Here is an 18814-nt window from a genome sequence, read left to right as displayed (position 1 = left end):
ACTCGCACCGGTGGCACGGCGGCTGCATCGATTAACTACGCTACTCTTGACGGTTCGGCAAGTTCCACAGGCAGTGCACCGGATTACACTGGAACGTCGGCGGGGGTGTTGAATTTTGCTGCGGGGCAAACAACCGCTAGTTTCACCGTGACGGCTTTGACTGATTCGATTTTGGAATCATCGCCGGAAACGGTGAATTTGGTGCTCTTCGGTGGCAATGTCGGCAGTAGTCCGTCACTTTTGACGATTAATGATGTGCCGCCTGGGACGATGGTAACTCCGACGCCGACTCCAACTCCAGCAACATCAACAGCAACCCAGTTTGTTTTTAGTGCGGCTACTTTCAGCACTCAGGAATCATCTGGCTTTGCTACGGTGACAGTCAATCGCATCGGCCCTAATACGGGGACTGCAACGATTAGCTACAGTACTCTTGACGGCACCGCCCTATCAACTGGAACTGCGGTTGATTATTCCTCTAGTGCTGGTGTACTCACCTTTGGCCCTGGGGTAACTTCCACGACGTTCAGCATCTTTGTCAATCCTGATACTGTGCCTGAAATGACTGAGACTGTTAACCTATTTCTCAACAACGGCCCCGTCGGCACTCCGTCAACAGCAAGACTAGACATTATTGACGGTAGCAGCAGTGCATCTGGCAATATCTTCCAGTATAGTGCGTCTAATTACGGCACGATCGCCACTCAGGGGGGCAGCACAACGGTTACAGTTACCCGCTCAAGCGGCTTAGGTGCAGCATCGATTGATTATATTATTCTGGCGGGTACTCCAGGCGCCGGTCTTGCACCTGTATATGCTACCGACTACCTGCTTAACCCGGGCGGCTCCACTGGCGGCACGTTGTCCTTCGCCGACGGCCAACTCAGCCAAACCTTTACTCTTCAAGACAACCCATTTAGTACCAATAATGGGACTGTGCGCTTAGGTCTTGCTAACCCCACTGCGGGCTACAGTTTCGGCAGTACAGCGGCAACAAGTATCACTCTCATCTAAGGCTGTTAGTAGGGCGAGGAATCCTTGCTCTACTAATATGTCCCGCAAGTAGTTAAATGCTTTTTATCAGTCTGATTCCTCGCTACAGCTTTTTTCAAGAAAGTGAGGTACGCGGGTAAAATCTTCGCTGTGTGACAGTCGCTGGCACCGACAACTAATGGGATTCACCTACAGGGCTGATTGTGGGCGACCTCGACCCGAATCCCATTGCTGGTGCTAGTTTCGTTGCCTTCAACCCATTTGCTACTTCGGTCTGATAGAACCATTTCAAGGTCGTACTCTTAGATGCTACGCGCGTTATTCGAGTACGACCTTGAACCCTTGTATATGGAAATAATTAGATTGCGATTTGCCATTGGGTGGAGGTTTTTGAGATTGTCGGTTTTTGGCAAGAATTTTTGGTAAAACCTGCCCCTAAATTTATCGATTGGATATTATTGTTTTTTTGCGCTTACCTACTTAATCCTTAATTTGTTGATAAGCTTGCTGACACTGTTCAAAGGTTGAGGCGTCAGCTTCCCTATTCCCAAAATATAGTTGCTCATGTATTCTTATCAAAGTTTCGTAAGGCACTGGCTGGGGTAATTGCTGGATTAATTGCAAATATTCGCCATCAGTGCGGCTGGGTTTGTCAACCACGGTTCCCGCATCATTTAACGGCTGCAACAAAGCCATGTAAAGACGGGAGCATCTCAGTTTTGCATTTACAGTGCGAGCGTCCCCGCTCGCGTATTGTACAATACGCGAGCGGGGACGCTCGCACTACAATAAAAAAAATGCTTTTTACAAAACTGAGATGCTCCCTGTAAAGACAGCGGCAAGCTTGGCGGTATTTGCCTTGTTGCTGCAATTTTTACGATCGCAACAACCACGCTACTACCGACAAATCTTTAATTGTTTTTTTCGCACTTCCATCAGTTGGTTGATTCTTATTTTTGAAATTATGAATATAAAAACGTAACAGTTGCCAAATCTGCCAACTCGCCCAGACTGCGAGCAATGCTAAGATTAACCAAAAGGCGGCTTTAGCGATCGCCCCCAAGATGGGGGAATCAAACCAAGATGGCAATTAGACATTCGGTATATTTTGGGCAGTTTTTAGTTCTCACCACTCCTGCAATCGTTGTTGCGACTGTCCTAATTGTCACCCCAAATTAGTTTTATCAAACTGACATCTTGCAGCAATATCAATAAGAGGATTTTTCGTGGGGTCGGGCGGGTTTATAGAACCTATTTGCAAGCTTTAAGGCTGTTGGCGAACCCGCCCCTACGGCTAATTGAGAATGGTGCAATATCTCAGATCAAAAGAACTTTCGGACATAGCTTTACTTGACTTAATCGATTTGGCCCTGTGGATTTGGGATTTTTTTATGCGATCGTCTTACTGCACATTTTTTACAGCTTTTAAGTTGCTACTAACTGAGATGTTGCACCATTCTCGCTTAACAGGCTTTTCGGCCTGTTCCACAAAGAGTGAATTTTGTTGTGGGGAGTAGGGGTTGGGCTTCTAGCCCGCCCATAAAAGGCTTATTGAGAATAATGCAAGATCGGAGTACTAACTAATTGACTCCTCGATCGCAATTTCCATGCAAAACTCAGTACCTCGATCGCCCAACCCATCGAACTCGGTTTCTATACCACACATATTAGCTTTTTGTCAATAGATAGATATCACTTTTGGGATGCTTAACTGAGTGATAGGAAATTTGATAAAGATTTACAAAAGAAACGTGTCAGAATGGAAACAATAAGGTAATGGGTAAAAGACAAGGAGGCAGTGATGGTAGCGCTGACTGAACGAGTCCAACGCAGATTGACGGTGGAAAAAGTCGAAATTGCCCCTGATACAACGGCAATTCGATGCCTGGACTGGGATAGAGACCGCTTTGACATCGAATTCGGACTCAAAAACGGTACAACATACAACTCATTCATTATTCGCGGTGAAAAAACAGCCCTCGTCGATACCTCGCACGAGAAGTTTCGCCAGCAATACATGGAAACTCTGACGGGCGAAATTGACCCCAAAGAGATTGACTATCTAATTATCAGCCACACCGAGCCAGACCACAGCGGTTTAGTCAAAGACGTGTTGGCGTTGGCACCCCAAGCGATTGTCGTGGGGGCGAAAGTAGCAATTCAATTTTTAGAAAACCTTGTACACCAACCATTTGAGCGATTGGTAGTCAAAAACGGGGACAAACTAGATTTAGGAAACGGCCACATTATCGAATTCGTATCGGCGCCGAACTTGCACTGGCCCGATACTATTTTCAGCTACGACAGCAAAACTCAAGTGCTGTTCACCTGCGATGCTTTCGGGATGCACTACTGTTCCGACAGCACCTTCGATGACGATTTAGCAGCAGTTGAGGAAGATTACCACTTTTATTATGAGTGTTTGATGGGTCCCAATGCTCGATCGGTACTCGCGGCGATGAAGCGGATGGCAGAGTTGGGAGAAATCGGTACAATTGCAACCGGTCACGGGCCACTGCTGCGGCACAATGTGGTGGAACTTACCGGACGCTACAAAAAGTGGAGCCAAGCGCAAGCTAAGGCAGAAACCACTGTAGCGGTATTTTACACCTCGGACTACGGATTTAGCGATCGACTCAGCCAAGCGATCGCCCACGGTATCACCAAAACCGGTGTCGCTGTGGAAATGATGGATTTGAGAATCGCCGACTTGCAAGAAGTCCGCGAACTTGTCGGTACCGCCGTCGGTATCGTGATTTGTTCGCCGCCGAGTAACGGTACTGCTGCTGTGAATGCCGAAGCCGCAATCAACACAATTTTAGTTGCGGCTAACAACAAACAATCTTTCGGTTTGTGCGAATCCGGCGGTGGCGATGACGCATCAATTTACCCGCTGCGAAACAAGTTCAAAGAGTTGGGTTTAAAAGAAGCATTTCCCAACATTTTGATTAAAGATACGCCGACAGAAGCGAGTTATCAACTTTGCGACGAAGCCGGCACTGACTTGGGACAGTGGCTGACGCGGGACAAGGCTGTCAAACAGATGAAGGCCCTCGACAGCGACCTCGATAAAGCTTTGGGACGGATCAGCGGCGGACTGTACATCATCACCGCCCAAAAAGGCGATGTTAGCGGTGCGATGCTAGCTTCTTGGGTAACGCAAGCCAGCTTTAAACCGCTGGGTTTAACAATAGCAGTTGCCAAGGATCGGGCGATCGAATCGATGATGCACGCGGGAGATAAATTTGTTCTCAACGTGCTGGAAGAAGGCAATTATCAAACTTTGATGAGGCACTTTTTAAAGCGTTTTGCTCCTGGTGCCGATCGATTTGCCGGAGTTAAAACTCAACCAGCCACCAACGGTTCTCCCATTCTGACAGATTCCTTGGCTTACATGGAATGCGAAGTAGTGAGCCGGATGGAACTTTCGGATCATCATATCGTATATGCGATCGTCGATAGCGGCCGCGTATCCAATCCCGATGCACTGCCGGCAGTTCACCACCGCAAAGTGGGAAATCACTATTAGGAAATCAGTTGACGGTTGACTGTTGTCAGTTGACTGTTGACGGTTGGCAGTTGTCAGGAGCAAGGGGGAAATTAAACGATATATCGATCGACTGTCTGAGTCAACAGACCCCAAACGTATTAGTAAGGTGCGTCAGCCGATGTTTTATTCGACTTCATCATCGACTATCTACTGACGCACTCTACAATTAGAGTCGAGGACGCAACTGGCTACGCAACAACTCTCAACGTTGGGTGCTGGTGGCGCACCTTACCGGGTTCTGGGTGTTGGGTGCGCCCCAAGAAGCGACAAACCGGGCAAACCGTTGTCATTTACACTCCATTTTAACGAGGGGAATTGCCAATGCCTGCCAATCTTTTAGAAGACCGAGATTACACAATTATTATTGCCAGAAGCGATGCCAGCAGAGATCCTCACCATCCTTGGTACGAGGAGTGGGTAGAAGCACAGGCATCTCTGATCGACCTCGCAAAAAAATGTCAGCAATTTGACAGCGACGGCATCACCCTTTATGAAGCTTCTACTCCGATGTGGAAGTATAAAAATTCAAATGTTGCCCGCTTAGCTCAAATTTTGCAGCGACAAAATACGGAACCGGATTCAGCAAAGCCGACTGCAACTAATTTGGAAGAAGCTCTGAAAGCAACTTTTAGCGATTATTTCGCAAGCAAACCAAATCCCAAAGGGAAGAAAGGAGCAATAATTGTTGCAGTCCTAGATCAAAAACCCGAAAATACCGCTGCTGTTGCCGAAATAATTGTAAGTGCGGCAAATAAAATAGATAAAGATGAAGAAATTGGAGTGAGCTTTATCCAAATTGGGGACGATGTGAAAACCAGGGAATTTCTGACTGACCTGGATACCAATTTACAGGGTAGAGGTGCAAGGTTTGACATTGTAGATACCAAGTTTTGGCACGAAATCAAAAGAAGTTCTGTAGTTCAGTTTCTCATAGGTGCAATCAATGACTAACACTTTGACTCCTAGACTCGCATCTGATACCAAACCCCGCGATGTGCAGTTTATCCCGATCGCACTCGATACTTTTATTCTGCGATCGCGCACTTGGGATCGACTCAAATTTGAAGTCGAGTATTCGCTGCAAAAGGGTACGACAGCCAATAGCTATATTATTCAAGCTGACAAAACTGCTTTGTTCGACCCGCCGGGGGAATCTTTTACTCAAAATTACCTGGAATTTTTGCAGCAACGGGTGGACTTGACAAAGCTGGATTACATAATTTTGGGGCATTTCAATGCTAACAGATCAGTAACAATTAAAGCTCTGTTAGACTTAGCTCCTCAAGTAGCTTTGGTTTGCACGAATCCAGCAGCAATTAGTTTGCGAGCAGCTTTTCCCGATCAAGAATTAAACATTATGATCGTTCGGGGAGAAGAAACTCTCAACTTAGGAAAAGGTCACGCCTTAAAATTCATCGCGACTCCGACTCCTCGCTGGCCTGATGAACTTTGCACCTACGATCCGCACACTCGAATCGTGTTCACTGACAAACTATTTGGAGCTCACGTTTGCGGCGACCAAGTATTCGATGAAGGGTGGAGCGTTTACAGCGAAGATCGGCGCTATTATTACGATTCCCTGCACGCATCTCAGGCCAAACAAGTGCTGACCGCAATGGATAAATTCGCCGATTTACCCGCAGCATTTTATGCTCCCGGTCACGGCCCGATCGTCCGTTACGGCCTTAATGAACTGAGCAATTTGTATCGGGAATGGAGCCAGCAACAAAATTCAAAAGACTTGACAGTTGCTTTGATTTATGCTTCGGCTTACGGAAATACGGCTACTTTAGCCCAGGCGATCGCCAAAGGAATTACTAAAGCGGGCGTTGCGGTGGAAAGTATCAACTGCGAATTTGCCGAACCGGGAGAAATTCAAGAGGCGATCGAAAAATGCGCGGGATTTATTATCGGAACTCCCACGCTAGCAGGACACGCTCCCACGCAAATTCAAACTGCTTTGGGAATTGTTTTATCTACCGCAACTAAGAGCAAACTAGCGGGGGTTTTCGGTTCTTTTGGCTGGAGTGGAGAAGCGATCGACTTAGTGGAAAATAAGCTGAAAGATGCCGGCTATCGAATTGGATTTGAGCCGATTCGAGCCAAATTTAAGCCGACGGCGGCGACAATTCACGAGTGCAAAGAAGCGGGAACGGATTTTGCTCAAGCTTTGATTCGATCGCAAAAATTGCGGGCACCGAAACCGCAGTTAGTAGCAGGGAGCGATCGCACTGAACAAGCAGTAGGGAGATTGGTTGGTTCGCTGTGCGTACTCTCGGCGAAGCGGGGAGAGGTAGCCAGTGCGATGCTGGCTTCGTGGGTGTCGCAAGCAACGTTTAATCCGCCGGGTGTGACGATTGCGGTGGCGAAAGATCGAGCGATCGAAGCTTTGATGTACGCCGGAGATAAATTTGTGCTGAATATCTTAGCCGAAGGGCGACAGTTGCGGAAGTATTTCATGAAAAACTTTGCTCCCGGAGAAGACAGATTTGCGGGAGTCGAAACAATGGAAGCTAGCAACGGCTGTCCGGTTTTGACTGAGGCTCTAGCTTATCTGGAATGCGAAGTGATAAGTCGGATGGAATGCGGCGATCACTGGGTAGTTTATGCAGCGGTTGAAAACGGTCATTTGCTGAAAAATGACGGCGTGACAGCGGTGCACTATCGGAAATCTGGGAGTCATTATTAAGGGGAAGTAATCTTGATAAATCCTCGCTTTTCCACAAGTCCGCCGGGGGTTTAAACCCCCGGCTAATAGCAAAAGTCCTCGCTATGAGGACTGATGATTTTAATAGTCCTCATAGCGAGGACTTTCGCTTTGAGGCAGGGGTTTAAACCCCTGCCGGACTGGGGTAAAGCGCGTGTTTAATGATATAAAACTCCCTTACTTTTCTGTTATTTCCTGTTCCGGCCACAGATAAATAGCGCCAGAAATCAAAGTTAAAGCCACAGAAACCCAAAAAGCAATTAAGGCGGGAAAATCCCACGTTTCAGACAGAGGAGCAATTAAAAGTGCGATCGCCACAATCTGACTTACCGTCTTCAATTTCCCCCAAATATTAGCTCCCGAAATCGTAGTTTTATTAACACGCCACCCCGCAATTGTCAACTCTCGACCAAAAATTAAAAACACTCCCCAAGCCGGGATTTTCCCCAACTCAATCAACACTAAAAGCGGCGCGAGCACCAACAATTTATCCACTAAAGGATCGAGAAACTTACCCAAATCGGTAATTTGATTCAACTTCCTAGCCAAATAGCCGTCCAGCCAATCAGTAGCCGCAGCTACCACAAAAATTGCGGTGCAAATCCAGCGGCTTTGCGCGCTTGGGTCGTACAAACCGTAGAGCAGAAAAGGCACTCCCAGTAAGCGAGAAAAAGTAATCAAATTAGGCAAATTCATAAATCAAAAATTAAGGGCTACTCTACGAAGGCTTTCCTTAATTTAACATTTACACGACTGATAATCAGGTGGATTTACTTAATTTCAAAACATTCTGATTAGAGTTGTCACAAGATTGGATAATTTATCGGATCAATTTGTTGTGTCGCCTCACGCGATCGAACTCGATTTTAACTCCCGATTGGCGATCGTAACTGGCTAGAAAAATTCTGAAACAGATTCACTAGCTCAGGGTAATCTTTGGTCATCCCGGCTACCTCATGGCGAAACTGGGCTGGGAAATTGGCATGAAGAAAAAGGATCTGCGGATTTCTGGTCAAAGACGAAACTCCTGTTGCCTTTAAAGAGACAGCAGGAGATAAAAACTGTCAAGGGACAGAATATAGATTTGCGCGGTGGTGGCAAGAAAACATGAACTTACTTACCGCGTCTAAAGCCAGTTTGCGCTTGGTTTGGGCTTAAAATTTGTTTAAGTCCCGTTAATTAAATGAGTGGTTCCTCAACGAAATTCGAGGCGTTAAATTGACGCACTCCTTGAACCACAGCTAGCGTTTCCGCTTGAGAAATCGGAATTCCGGCTTCAGGCGTGACGTAGATCCGGGTACTCGGAGTAGCAACCCCGTTAACTGTCAGCGAGATGTTCTGGAATGAGAGCTGCTCAAAGGTAATCCCCTCCAGTAAGAAGTAGTCAGTCCCCTTCACGAAGTCAGCGATGTAATCACCAGCAGGAGCAGGAATGATCGGCTCACCGGGATCGATAGGTTCGGGCACAAAATCGGTGAACAGCAACTGGAAGTAGTCGGTGTCAGCCCCGCCGGTTAGCGTGTCGCGGGCGGTTTGAGTTTCCGCATCTTCGCCACCAAAGAGTAGGTCAACGCCAGCGCCACCGATGACACGATCGACTCCTGCACCAGCATCCAGGAAGTCATCGCCTGCACCACCATTGAGGATGTCATCGCCAGCAAGTGTTTCAGCAACTCCCTCGTCGCCATAGATAGTGTCATTGCCACCCAGACCATTGAGGTTGTCATTACCCTCTCCGCCATCAATGAAGTCGCCTTCAGCGCCACCCCTGATGTTCTCTAAGCCAGTGCCACCTAACAGGGTGCTAGAGCCAGCGCCACCATCAAGGATGTCATTGCCATCGCCACCATCGAGGAAGTCAAGGCCATCGCCACCAAGCAGGGAGTCATCTCCGGCATAGCCGAGCAGAGTATCATTGCCTACACCACCATCGAGGGTATCGTTGCCGCCGCCTGCTAAGCTGTCGCCTTCTCCGTAGAGGGTGTCGTTGCCGCTGCCACCAACTAGGGAATCTGCTCCCCCAAAAATTTCGCCTTTTTCATCATCGCCGTATATCTTGTCATCGGTAAAGCCACCAATAACGGTGTCATCGCCTGCACCACCAAACCCCGTATCCTCGAAACCTACAAAGAGTCGGTCTCTTCCAGCCCCACCATCAAGGAAATCTTTACCATCGTTGGCATCGTTGGCATTTGAGCCTCCGTATAGGATGTCATTGCCATCTTCGCCATACAAGGAGTCTTCGCCGGAATCGCCAAAAAGTTGATCGGCTCCGATTCCACCATGCAGGTTGTCCTTATCCAGTCCACCATAGAGGAAGTCGTTACCATCCTCACCATATAGATCGTCTTCGCCGTTTTCTCCAAAGAGACGATCGACTCCAGCACCACCATACATGGTATCTTTGTCCTCTCCACCGTAGATGCTATCGTTACCACCTAAGCCATACAGCAGATCTTCCTTGCCAAAGCCGCGAATTATGTCGGCGTTATTAGTTCCAGTCAGGGTATCGGGCAGTTCTGTTCCATTTCTGGTAGCCATAATTTTCTCCTAGTGTTATGTAAATTTCTCGTGGTTATCGAAAATTTGGGTCTTAAACCCCATCCTTCGCTTGACGGCTTGATGCTAGAATGTAAACAAGTCGCCACAGGCAGGTCATTGGGAGACTCTAAACAAACGTGGATAAAAGGTAAGACTACCTCGGTACCACATCTCAAGGTCGCGTCAAAGAATCACTGCTCATGAAGAGACGGTGAGGTATATCAAGTGAAGTTGGCACATAGCCCCAAAGTTTTTAATGCACGCTAGAATTCGGTGCTTCGTTACCGCTGGCAATCCTCACAACTCCCCCTTCCAACCTTGAAAAAGGGGGGGGAGCGAGGCCTCGATAGAAAAAATAAACTCTGAGCACCCATTACACAGACTCCGAATTGAGGTTACGAGAACTGGAAGATGGGCCTGTTGGTCGAGTTGACATTGGTGGTCACATGAGCTGCCGTAAATGAAGTGTTAGCTAGGGTGATCAACAGCGCGCCTGTACCAAAACCGGCATCGCCAGCAATGCCATTGCCCGATCGCAATAGAGTGTTCGCGCCAGACTGCACCACATCGATCGCTGCAATGCCAGTGAAGGATAGAATGTCTCCGCTGGCTCCGAGGGTGAAACCATTCACGCGATCGGAACCATGACCACTGCGGTAGTGAATGGTATCTCTGCCACCCCCACCCGTCAGGGTGTCATTTCCCCCAGCACCAAACAACGCATCCTGGCCCGGCCCACCGGTCAGGACATCAGCACCGCTACCGCCATCCAAGTAATCATCCCCATCACCGCCGTTGAGGGAGTCATTGCTGTCGAGCCCGAAGAGATTATCGTCGCCTCCGGTTCCACTCACGGTATCGGTGCCGCCAGTCCCGATCGTCAGACCCACAACATCCACTGCATTGACCCCGGTCATGTTCGCCCCGACCATAACGGCACCGGTGAAATTGGCTTTGGCCAGGTTGGCATTGGTGAAGTTGGCATTGGTGAAGTTGGTACCGATAAAATTCCCCACCTCTAGGTTGGCACCTGACAGATCGGCGTTTCTAAAGTTGGTCAGGTCATCCCCAGCCGCTTCCTTGAGGTTAGCGCCTGTCAGGTTTGCCCCTGTAAAGTTGGCTCCCGCCAGATTGCTCTTCTCAATAAAAGCGTTGTCTAACTGGACTCCACCCGTCAGGTTAGCGCCAACGAGAATTGCTCCACTCAGGTTGCCATTGCTGAGATCAGCAGCAACCATGATTGCATTGCTCAAATCAGCACCGTCCAGGAATATGCCTTCTGCAATCACCTGAGTCAGGTTCGCGTTGTTCAACTCAGAATCTGCGAAACTAGCACCACCCATTTGAGTGCGCGTACCATTTGCATGGGCGCTGAAGTCAGCACCAGCCAGATTGACATCTTCGGCACTAAACTCAGTCAAATCGGCTCCGCGAAAGCTAGAAGTTGTCAGTGTCAATCCATCGGGTGGGTTGGTATCGGTCAGATTAACCCCACTCAGGTTGGCAAGGTCAAAGATGGAGTTGCTGAGGATAATGTCTGTGAAATTAGTCGATACGTCGAATTGAGCGCCAGTAAAGTTCGCATTGATCAACAAGGTTCCTTCGAGACTAGCACCCTGGAATTTGGCATTCGTCAAATTGGCACCCGTAAAGTCAGCCGCTTTCAGATTCGCGTTATAGAAATCAGCACCCGTAAAGTTTGCTCCCCTTAGATTCGGTCGCTGCGACTGTTCGCCGCTGAGGTTGGCATCATGGAGAATGGCATTCGTCAGGTTGGCGTTGGACAGGTTGATGAATTTTGTGCTGATCAGCGACAGATTTACTCCAGTTAGGTTGGCGCGACTGAAATTGACGTTTTCTAAGGTCGCTTTATAAAAATTCGCCGGTTGAAAGTTGGTATTGGCAGCAAAAATCGCATTCGTTGCATCTACATTCAGCAGAAAGGCTTCTTCAAAGTTGGTACCTCTGAGTTGAGTGGAGGTACCTTGAGCGTTGCGCCGGAACAAGACGTTTTCTAGTCGGGCTTTGAAGAATGTGGAACCATTGAGGTTTTGCCCACTAAAGTTATTGCCGATCAAACTTTGATTGCTAAAGTTTTGCGCTACCATTTGTAGTTACCAAAAAGTGAAAACTTATGATTTTGAAGAGTGAAGCAATTGGTCTTGACTTTAGACTAAAGACTCAAATATTTGTAATAGCTGAATCTGGCAACATCTTATGAGAGCCCCAAATTTTCCACAACCGGCAAAGGCTCTTCTTTACACAATCTTTACAAAAAAGCACACTTTTATAAAAATGGTGTTAATTTATTCTAGAAAAGCATAACTTTTTATAAGAAAATTAAGTATTGTTACGGAAAAAAGCACAAACTAATTCTGACTATTCGCTGTTATACCCTTCGTCAGGGCAACGCTCTTGACTCCTGAATTCTGCTGTAAGTGCTGCGGGTTTTGGGTATGCTGTTTTTTATTCAAAACTTACACAACTGGCACAATTGGTAGGGTTGTCCGAAACCTGAAACCCTTGATAATTGCCCAATAACAACGAAGTCTGAGGCACCCTACAAGTTGACATAAGTGTGACAGTTGCGTAATTCCTATGAGCTTTATCTAAGGGCGATGATAAATGATAAGTTTATATACTTACCGATAACTACCGGTGCGAACATCCCAAGTAATTGTGAGTGGCTCTAACAATTTTTGGCATTGCTGCTGCTAGAGGATAGAGAGCAAAACTCGCCAACCGGCAGGCAAATAGACTATTTTTTTTTCTGATAATTTGGTAATTTGAGATACAGAATTTAAGGGAGAATTGTGGATTGCAAAAATATCTCGATCGACCTGCAATTCCTGGTTTTGAACCACGATCGCATTCGGCAGCTTCTGCAGCAACCAGCGGCGCAGACCAAGCACCCATAACCCCCGCACAAATCGCGTGATAAATCCCCACTGGCGACATTCCCGCGCGGCTGACCAAAGTATTCAATTCGCGGTTAAACTACGGCACAAAAGGCACTCCCAGCCAGCGAGAAAAAGTCATTAAATTATGCAAATTCATAATAGAGACGATAGCTTCTGCGACGGCTAAACTCATCTGCGTATCGTCTGTGTAGCATCCAGGCGGGATGTCGTGATGGGGATGCTTGATGTACCCGTTGAGATTGTTGTACAATTCGATCGTCTGCTGGTCAACAAATTCAAAACCCGCACCATAAGCGTCACCAATCGCTAATTCTATTAACATATATTTAATCAGTTCCCAACTATTTCATCCCCTGTTTTTTCCTAAAATAATAAAAAAAACAACCCAAAACAACTTACCTATTTAACACGCACCGTTTTTGCTGAAGACCACCCCAATTGTTTTGCAAATCAGACTGATGTCGTAGACAACAGACCACTTGCCCTGATAGTCGAGATCCATCTGCACAATATCGTTAAAGTCTTTAACTCCAGACCGTCCGTGGACTTGCCACTCCCCAGTCAGCCCGGGTTTGACATTTAAACGTTGCCAGTGGAACTCCTCATAGGCAGCAACCTCATCGGGAGTTGGCGGTCTAGTTCCCACCAAACTCATGTCGCCAACTAACACGTTCCAGAATTGAGGCAACTCGTCCAAACTCGTGCTCCGCAAGAAGCGGCCGACGCGGGTAATTCGCGGGTCATTTTCATTCTTAAAAATGTGACCCTTGGCTTGGTTGCTAACTAAATGTTTGAGATTTTCTGCATCGACAACCATCGATCGAAATTTCCACATTCTGAAATGTCGCCCTTTGAAGCTGCAGCGGACTTGACTGTACAGCAGCGGGCCCGGATTGTCCAACAGCATCGCCACTGCCACCGGCACCGCCACCACTGCAGCAATTGCCAGTCCCAGCAGTGAGCCCAAAATATCGATCGACCGTTTTACCTTGCTCGTTACGGATCGGTGAGGCTGTTGTTTTGATACACAGACTCTGTAAGTAAATTCTTGAAAAAATAAGGACAGCATTTCTGATAATGAGGATTTCGACGAGGCACCCATCGGAAATTTCATATGATTTGTCTCAACTTTAACGACATCTCACGTCCATCTTATTAGTCTCGCCAAATCTGCATAACCTCAAAAGCGGAGCTTTGCACAATCTTTAAAAAGCACTCACACTTTTATAAAGTTTCTGTGTATTTCTTCTAAAAACGTATTTACTTTATGTAAACTTACGTAAATTTACAGAAAAAAGTTAGTCCTGGACGCAAAAAAACCTGGTTTCGACTAGGACTCTTCCCGGAAGACAGGGAGGGTGCTACTGAGAAACCGGGTTTTTTGCCCTTTAGCGATAAATATCGGTGCGAACATCCCAAGCAAGTGTTAGCGGCTCTAACAATTTTTGCTGGCTGCTAGAGGCGAGTTTGCCTAAATATTCGCGAATAACAGAGGCGTGTTCCAGATTCAACCGATAACCCCGCGAGACATCTTCAAAGAAAAGCGGCTCAGCCCAAATTTCTTCCCAATCAGGATTTTGCCTCGACTCCTCGGCCAGCAGCATGAAATCTTCCTCCGCAGGCACAAGTCCCGCCGGCAAATTTCCTTCCAAAATCCGCAGAATCCGGGGTTCGCAGGTGCGGGTATTCACGCCTTGGCCCTCCAACAACTGCAAAATTTCCTGAAAGCTCAGAGTTTCCTCACCCAAAACCTGCATTAATTCCCACAGCAGAAAAAAGTCGCTGTACTGCTGCTGCGACACACCCAAAATTTGAGGATAGAGAGCCAAACTCGCTAACCCGCAGGCAACTCGACCAATTTTTTGGGGGAAATTTGTACTTTGAGATACAGAATTTAATCCAGAATTGTCAATCTCAAAAATATCTCGATCGCCCTGCAATTCCTGGTCTTGAACCACGATCGCATTCGGCAGCTTCTGCCGCAACCAGCGGGCGATCGCAGGCCAAGCACCCATACCCCCCGCACAAATCGCCTGATTAATCCCCGCCGGCGACATTCCCGCGCGGCTGAGCAAAGCATTCAATTCACGATTCAACTGCTGCACAAAAGGCACTAAAACCAGACTTTCCAAATCTTTGCGCTTCACATCCCAATGCTGCTGACCAATATCCAAAGCAAAACTTTTTTGATGTTGCAAAACAACTTTTATTTGCCTTGCCGCCTCTAACAATTGCAGGCCAAAAGCAGAACCTTGTAACTGCTGCTGCAATTGATAGCGACTCGGCAAATCTGGATGGCCAGGACGTGGCAAATCGATCGACATTCCCCAAGTTTCATTTTTAGCCAACAACTGACAGATAATATCCTGATCGAAAGCATCGCCAGCCGCATCAAAACTGTGGCAAGTAAAATCAGCACGAGTTAAATCTTGAAGATTAGACGGCAACTCAACTAAAGCTAATTCCACCGTCGCCGCCCCCGCATTCAAAATCAAAGTTCCCCCGCTAAAAGACGAAGCATTCACACTCAGCGGTGCAGCTTCTTCACCGTCCTTAGCAGAATCCACGGCTGACGACTCGACTTCCATGTTATTTTTCACAGGAGTTACAGCAGCAAGCAAAGTGGCGATCGCATCTTCCACCACAAAAATTTGCGAACATGAAGCCACCAGAGACGCGCCCAAAACCGCCTCCCGCAGATTAAACCGATAAACATCCGACCCGCCGGCCGGAGTCCCCAAAATTACACCCTGCAAGTCTAAAAGCGCCGCATCGAGAGTTTCTGGCGTCAGTCCCGAAGCCCTACAAATTAAATTAGAAACTGGCAATCCTGCAAAATTCGCCCTTGGTGCAGAATCCAAAATTTCCCCCGATTCGGCAAATTTTTGTCCCCGCAAACTCGGATTCAAAGTAGCCAGCAGCGCCCGCACACCTTGCAGCGGCAAGGCGATCGAAAAAGCCTGCAAAGGCGACCACTGCAACAGCGGTTCGTACATCCCAGCAGCCTCCCGCTGATAAGGAATGCCCACCTTTAAAGGCAATTTTAAATTTTCCAGTAAAAATTCTCCAGCAGACAAAGCCTGGGGTCGGAATCCCACCGACTTGACTGTCACCTCTGACCCCGGGCTACCTGGGGCTGTTTGGGCCAACACCGCAGCCGAGGGAATCCGACAACTGGCGTCTGCTGCCCAAGCCTCAGCCTGCGATGCTTCCCAGTAAATCGGGTGCAACTGGCCGCTGGTGCGATCGACCAAAGTCGCAGACAGGCCGGTGGAACCAAAATCAATGCCTAAATACCAGCTAGAATTCCGGCGTTGTCGGGATGGGGCGATCGCACCTGCTGCAGAATGTCCAGCCGAGTCTTGCTGCTGTGTTTCGGCAAACTCGCTAAAATCGGTTTTCCCCTCAACAACTGCTGCTTTACTCTCTGTCGAAATTAGGTTTTTTTTTTGACTTTCTGGAGGACTCGATCGCAGTTCGTTAGTTTCGGCAGTTTCTGGAGGGGGAGAATCAGTCAAAGGTCGATCGGTCTCAGTCAAACTAGCCAAAATCTCGTCTAGCGTCAAATTCGAGTCGTCTTCCTCAGCAAACAAATCATCCTCAAGTTCGTCTTCCAAAACAAAGGGTTCATCATCAGAGGAGAGTTCCAACTCATCGGAGAACAAATCCTCCAGCGTGCCGAGTTCTTCCTCTGCCACCTCCGCAAAGGGATTTGTTGCACTGCCTTCGGAGGAACTCGCCGATAAATCCAAGCTGTTAGCGACTGAGAAATTCGATCGCCCGAAGCTAGTATTTTCCAATCCCTCCAGATTGTAGAGGTCTGCCTCCAAAAGTTCCAGAGTATTGTTGTCCAAATTTAGAGCTCGATCGAGGTCATCTTCTAACTCCTCGACTGGCAGCAAATCTTCGTCCGGCGAAGCTTGGATGTACCCATCATCGAGCCCCTGCGAGGATGAGTCGAACTCGCCCGTTTGAACGTCACCGGCACTCGGCACACGGGACCCGGCACTGGGGGGGGTTGGGGTAATTTCTGCAGACGTTCTCAACGGCAAAGCTGCTGATTGAGGGACTGTAGCGCCGAACTGCTCGCCTTGGTTGTGACCCGTTTCTATATTTTCTCGATCGTCCGCGTCAAGTTGCAGCTCAGCATTGGAGGCTGGTGCTGCTGAAACTTGAGGTACTGTTGTCCCTTGCGGTTCAAATAAATCGGCACTATCTAAAGTTAGAGACTCTACAGAATTCCCCATTACAAAGTTTGAATCTTCATCTACTAAAATCTCTTCCAGAGATTCGCCTTCATCCAGCAGATTTACAAACAAATCTTCGGTCATGTTTAGCGAGTCGGCAGTTTTCTGATCCGTCGCCGCTTGATATTCTACACCTTCACTTTGGGGCTCAATTACAGTATTTTCTACGGGGGAAATTTCGATTTGTAATTCTACTTCAGGAACCGCTTCTTCCGCGAACAAACTTGCATACAAATCCTCAATATCTTCGCCCGTTTCTGTTAAGCTATTCTCCGATTCACCCTCAGCAAACCCAGTTGCATTTGGAGATGTTTCGGGTGCATAACCGAACAAATTATCTTCCAATTCCGGGAGCAAAATTGGGGCTTGAATGCGGTCGCGGTCGCGCCTCAACTGTTTGAATTGCGGAGAAATTTCTGTACCGGCGTAGGGAAATCTGTCTTCTTCTCCGAATTCGCCGGTGCGAATTTCCCGCACCGAGTCTCCAGTCTGAGTCTCTGCGGCTGAGTGCTCGATCGCAGTATTTGAAGGGGCGGGAGCGACAGAAGATCGATCGGCTGCGGTTGGGGTGACGGTTTCGAGATTATTTGCTAAATCGATCGGCTGTTGAACGTAGGAAGACGCTTCTCGCCCCAACTGTGAGGCCAAGTGGTTGACCAAAGCCGCGAACATCGCCTCGCTCTGCTGGCTCAAACCGTACATATTTTCGAGTTCTTGTCTCAAGGAAGCTTCATAGCCTTGCAGATTTGCTTGCAAAGCCTGGAACACGATAGCCATCCTAGAATCGAGACTCATCAGCAGACTGTCAGCATGAGATTGGAACAGTTGCATTTGCTCCAACCTCTGAGCCGGCGTCAGCAGCGGGGGTTCTTCTGAGGTTTGTGGGTTAAGTGTTACGTCAATAGCCGATTGTTCATCAGGCGCACTGCCCAAAGAGTAAGGTGCTGAGATGCTTTGCAATAACTGATTTTCTAGGGAACTTAGAATTTGGGAGAAATCGCTAGTCAAGGTTTCTTCCAAGCGGGCAGTCAGTACCTGCAAGAATTCACCAATGATTTGCTGTTGGTTGGCTTGTTGTTGAGCTAGGGATTGTTGCTGCTGCCGTTTTGCTTCTAGCAGTTTGATTTCTTGAATTAGAGCTTGCTGCTCTTGCCGCAGAGCTTCTATGTCTTCTTGGAGCGGCCCTGTCAGGCTGGAACGCAGGTGGCTGATTTCTCCGGTTACGGCAAGCATGATTTGCTCTGCGGCTGAGGGGCGAGGCGCGGGCAGAGGCACTTTGGGTACTGGAACTGGTTCGGGGCGGACATTTGGGCGGGCGGGGGCCTTTGGGGCCGTTAGCTTTGAGTCTGAGGAAACCAGATAAGCGCGAACTCGCTCTAAAAGTTGGCGCTGGTGGACAGTATCGAGCGAACCCGTCCAAGGCAAGCGGGGTGCGGGCTTGCTGAGTACCTCGTCTATCTCAGCAATCAGTGCTTGAATTTTGTACTTCTGAGAATTCAAGGGCGGAACCTCTGGGAATGCGGCTTGGGAGAAACTTTACCGACAAAAGACTGAAGTCAATCGATTTTAGATTTTAGATTTTAGATTTTAGATTGAAGCATTGACCTCACGGATCAATTCGGGGGCTCCTTTATCGGATACAGGTTTTTTATTTCTGGACGGATGAATCCGGGGGCTTGTATCCTGGATGCTTGATTGTCAGGCGGCAGCGATGCCAATAGATAGAATAATCTGAATGCGAGTCAGTCAATAATTTACTAATATTTTCTGACAACAGTTAATTAACCTTTTGTCTTCGGATAACTTCTATTGCCTATCATAGGTTAGCCGGTACTTCCGCACCAAATGCCCGCTT

General features: G+C 47.9%; 13 protein-coding genes. 4 read left to right on the top strand and 9 right to left on the bottom strand.

From position 1 onward, the window contains the following. Positions 1 to 1014: Calx-beta domain-containing protein (locus tag QUB16_RS10645; RefSeq protein ID WP_333315914.1), on the top strand; the 1014-nt coding region annotated here is incomplete at its 5' end. A 459-nt stretch (positions 1015 to 1473) separates the two neighbouring features. On the opposite strand, the gene QUB16_RS10640 is transcribed toward QUB16_RS10645, so the two are convergent. Both QUB16_RS10640 and QUB16_RS10635 read right to left on the bottom strand, forming a co-directional pair. Further along, positions 1474 to 1689: a DUF4129 domain-containing protein gene (locus QUB16_RS10640; protein ID WP_333315913.1), complete on the bottom strand. Its 216-nt coding sequence runs from the start codon at positions 1687 to 1689 to the stop codon at positions 1474 to 1476. 178 nt (positions 1690 to 1867) lie between these two features. Continuing rightward, positions 1868 to 2083 carry a hypothetical protein gene (locus tag QUB16_RS10635; protein WP_333315912.1) on the bottom strand — a complete coding sequence of 72 codons (216 nt, stop codon included), beginning with the start codon at positions 2081 to 2083 and terminating at the stop codon, positions 1868 to 1870. A gap of 711 nt (positions 2084 to 2794) precedes the next feature. Here QUB16_RS10635 and QUB16_RS10630 point away from each other — a divergent pair. The 3 genes from QUB16_RS10630 to QUB16_RS10620 all read left to right on the top strand — a co-directional run bounded on the left by QUB16_RS10630 (position 2795) and on the right by QUB16_RS10620 (position 7232). Next, the gene (locus tag QUB16_RS10630; RefSeq protein WP_333315911.1) at positions 2795 to 4522 is read left to right on the top strand and encodes a diflavin flavoprotein; all 1728 of its coding nucleotides are present in this window, start codon (positions 2795 to 2797) and stop codon (positions 4520 to 4522) included. Between the two features lie 342 nt (positions 4523 to 4864). Further along, positions 4865 to 5494, top strand: coding sequence for a hypothetical protein (locus QUB16_RS10625; RefSeq protein ID WP_333315910.1), 630 nt, complete (start codon positions 4865 to 4867; stop codon positions 5492 to 5494). Beyond that, on the top strand, positions 5487 to 7232 hold the full coding sequence (locus tag QUB16_RS10620) for a diflavin flavoprotein (RefSeq protein ID WP_333315909.1): 1746 nt from the start codon (positions 5487 to 5489) through the stop codon (positions 7230 to 7232). Before QUB16_RS10625 ends, QUB16_RS10620 begins: the two co-directional genes overlap by 8 nt. 195 nt (positions 7233 to 7427) lie before the next feature. On the opposite strand, the gene pgsA is transcribed toward QUB16_RS10620, so the two are convergent. The 7 genes from pgsA to QUB16_RS10585 all read right to left on the bottom strand — a co-directional run bounded on the left by pgsA (position 7428) and on the right by QUB16_RS10585 (position 18459). Beyond that, positions 7428 to 7946, bottom strand: a complete 519-nt coding sequence (pgsA, locus tag QUB16_RS10615; protein ID WP_333315908.1) for a CDP-diacylglycerol--glycerol-3-phosphate 3-phosphatidyltransferase — start codon at positions 7944 to 7946, stop codon at positions 7428 to 7430. A 483-nt stretch (positions 7947 to 8429) separates the two neighbouring features. After that, positions 8430 to 9791 carry a calcium-binding protein gene (locus QUB16_RS10610; protein WP_333315907.1) on the bottom strand — a complete coding sequence of 454 codons (1362 nt, stop codon included), beginning with the start codon at positions 9789 to 9791 and terminating at the stop codon, positions 8430 to 8432. 395 nt (positions 9792 to 10186) lie between these two features. After that, entirely contained in the window at positions 10187 to 11899 is a 1713-nt protein-coding gene (locus tag QUB16_RS10605) for a pentapeptide repeat-containing protein (RefSeq protein ID WP_333315906.1), read from the bottom strand. Between the two features lie 606 nt (positions 11900 to 12505). Further along, positions 12506 to 12703, bottom strand: coding sequence for a hypothetical protein (locus tag QUB16_RS10600; RefSeq protein WP_333315905.1), 198 nt, complete (start codon positions 12701 to 12703; stop codon positions 12506 to 12508). An 85-nt stretch (positions 12704 to 12788) separates the two neighbouring features. Next, positions 12789 to 13034 carry an ADP-ribosylglycohydrolase family protein gene (locus tag QUB16_RS10595; protein WP_333315904.1) on the bottom strand — a complete coding sequence of 82 codons (246 nt, stop codon included), beginning with the start codon at positions 13032 to 13034 and terminating at the stop codon, positions 12789 to 12791. Positions 13035 to 13115: 81 nt separating this feature from the next. Then, on the bottom strand, positions 13116 to 13781 hold the full coding sequence (locus QUB16_RS10590; RefSeq protein ID WP_333315903.1) for a sugar transferase: 666 nt from the start codon (positions 13779 to 13781) through the stop codon (positions 13116 to 13118). A gap of 319 nt (positions 13782 to 14100) precedes the next feature. Continuing rightward, a complete protein-coding gene (locus tag QUB16_RS10585; protein WP_333315902.1) occupies positions 14101 to 18459 on the bottom strand; it encodes a hypothetical protein in 4359 nt (1452 codons plus the stop codon). Positions 18460 to 18814: the final 355 nt, after the last annotated feature.

This window comes from Microcoleus sp. D3_18a_C4 (assembly GCF_036702415.1).
GTDB lineage: Bacteria > Cyanobacteriota > Cyanobacteriia > Cyanobacteriales > Microcoleaceae > Microcoleus.
The sequence above is the reverse complement of the archived record's forward strand: the minus strand, read 5'-3'. Positions and strand labels throughout refer to the sequence as shown.

Coding starts and splice junctions, on each gene's coding strand:
- QUB16_RS10625 (WP_333315910.1), top strand. CDS start 4,865: ATGCCTGCCAATCTTTTAGAAGACCGAGATTACACAATTATTATTGCC.
- QUB16_RS10630 (WP_333315911.1), top strand. CDS start 2,795: ATGGTAGCGCTGACTGAACGAGTCCAACGCAGATTGACGGTGGAAAAA.
- QUB16_RS10640 (WP_333315913.1), bottom strand. CDS start 1,689: ATGGCTTTGTTGCAGCCGTTAAATGATGCGGGAACCGTGGTTGACAAA.
- QUB16_RS10605 (WP_333315906.1), bottom strand. CDS start 11,899: ATGGTAGCGCAAAACTTTAGCAATCAAAGTTTGATCGGCAATAACTTT.
- QUB16_RS10590 (WP_333315903.1), bottom strand. CDS start 13,781: ATGCTGTCCTTATTTTTTCAAGAATTTACTTACAGAGTCTGTGTATCA.
- pgsA (WP_333315908.1), bottom strand. CDS start 7,946: ATGAATTTGCCTAATTTGATTACTTTTTCTCGCTTACTGGGAGTGCCT.
- QUB16_RS10610 (WP_333315907.1), bottom strand. CDS start 9,791: ATGGCTACCAGAAATGGAACAGAACTGCCCGATACCCTGACTGGAACT.
- QUB16_RS10620 (WP_333315909.1), top strand. CDS start 5,487: ATGACTAACACTTTGACTCCTAGACTCGCATCTGATACCAAACCCCGC.
- QUB16_RS10595 (WP_333315904.1), bottom strand. CDS start 13,034: ATGTTAATAGAATTAGCGATTGGTGACGCTTATGGTGCGGGTTTTGAA.